Annotated in this window: 1 protein-coding gene; it reads left to right on the plus strand. The window is 54.1% G+C overall.

All coding sequences use genetic code 11. The features are described from left to right. Positions 1–1,404 (plus strand): beta strand repeat-containing protein (locus H8K52_RS20545; protein WP_222613872.1); only part of this gene is annotated, 1,404 nt, incomplete at both ends.

Consider the following 1,404-nt stretch of genomic DNA (forward strand, 5'->3'; position numbering starts at 1 on the left):
AAGGCAATGATCTCGTCTACACCGTCAGCTTAAGCGCAACAACAACTGTGGCGTCGACTTACGCTTACAACTTAGGCGGTGGTACAGCAACAGCCGGTGCCGATTACAACAGCACAGCCACGTTCAGTAATGGTGTGACCTTAGTCGGTGGCAGCCTGATCGTTCCCGCTGGCGTGAGTACCTTCACGGTCACCGTCGCGACGATTAACGACAGTGTCGTTGATTCCGCCTCCCCAGAATCCTTACCATTGGTAATCGGTGGTGTAACAGGCAACGGCGGTATTATTGATGATGACCAACCAAGCATCACGACAGTGGAACCAGGCGCACCAGGTGTCGCTGGTGACAATGTGGTTGAAGGCAATGACTTGGTCTACACCGTGTCTCTGTCAGCAACCACAACAGTAGCAGCGACTTACGCTTACAACTTAGGCGGTGGTACAGCGACAGCGGGTGCCGATTACAACAGCACCGCCACATTTAGCAATGGCGTCACTTTAGTCGGTGGCAGCCTGATCGTTCCAGCCGGCGTTAGTACCTTCACGGTCACCGTCGCCACAATCAATGACGCCATCGTCGATTCCGCGTCCCCAGAATCCTTACCATTGGTGATCGGTGGTGTAACAGGCAATGGCGGTATTATTGATGATGACCAACCAAGCATCACCACAGTGGAACCAGGCGCACCAGGCGTCGCTGGTGACAATGTGGTCGAAGGCAATGATCTCGTCTACACCGTGTCTCTGTCAGCAACCACAACAGTAGCAGCGACTTACGCTTACAACTTAGGCGGTGGTACAGCGACAGCCGGTGCCGATTACAACAGCACAGCCACGTTCAGTAATGGTGTGACCTTAGTCGGTGGCAGCCTGATCGTTCCCGCTGGCGTGAGCACCTTCACAGTCACCGTCGCGACGATTAACGACAGTGTCGTCGATTCCGCCTCACCAGAATCCTTACCATTGGTGATCGGTGGGGTAACAGGCAATGGCGGTATTATTGATGATGACCAACCAAGCATCACCACAGTCGAACCAGGCGCACCAGGCGTCGCTGGTGACAATGTGGTCGAAGGCAATGATCTCGTCTACACCGTCAGCTTAAGCGCAACAACAACTGTTGCCTCAACCTATGCTTACAACTTAGGCGGTGGTACAGCGACAGCCGGTGCTGATTACAACAGCACAGCCACATTTAGCAATGGTGTCACTTTAGTCGGTGGCAGCCTGATCGTTCCAGCTGGTGTTTCCAGCTTCACGGTGACCGTTGCCACGATCAACGACAGTGTCGTCGATTCCGCCTCACCAGAATCCTTACCATTGGTGATCGGTGGGGTAACAGGCAACGGCGGTATCTTGGATGATGACCAACCAAGCATCACGACAGTGGAACCAGGCGCACCAG

The organism is Affinundibacterium seohonense, from assembly GCF_014284305.1.
Lineage (GTDB): Bacteria > Pseudomonadota > Gammaproteobacteria > Burkholderiales > Burkholderiaceae_D > Undibacterium > Undibacterium seohonense.